Below are 307 nucleotides of genomic sequence, written 5' to 3'. Positions count from 1 at the left end.
GCCCTGAAGCTGGTCACGCATAATAGTAATTTAACCCTTAGCAAACTTAAACAAGATACACATGACAAAAAAATCGCTTAAGCCGCAAGGCGAACGCACTGTAATGGGCTTTGACTTTGGCACCAAAAGTATTGGTATTGCTATAGGTCAAGAGCTCACTGGCAGCGCATCGAGCCTTAAAGCTGTAAAAGCACAAGATGGCATTCCTAACTGGGACCATATTGCTGTACAAGTAACCGAATGGCAGCCTGACTTAATGGTTGTTGGCTTACCACTAAATATGGATGGAACGTCACAAGAGGTTACC

At 44.0% G+C, this 307-nt stretch carries 1 protein-coding gene; it reads left to right on the top strand.

The genetic code is table 11. The annotated features are described in order from the left end of the window. Positions 1–61 precede the first annotated feature (61 nt). A partial coding sequence (ruvX, locus tag AAEY78_RS12490; RefSeq protein ID WP_352339658.1) for a Holliday junction resolvase RuvX occupies positions 62–307 on the top strand: 246 nt, incomplete at its 3' end.

The sequence above is a fragment of the Psychrobacter sp. 16-MNA-CIBAN-0192 genome (assembly GCF_040309565.1).
In the GTDB taxonomy this organism is placed as follows: domain Bacteria; phylum Pseudomonadota; class Gammaproteobacteria; order Pseudomonadales; family Moraxellaceae; genus Psychrobacter.
This window is presented reverse-complemented; position numbering and strand designations above follow the sequence as displayed.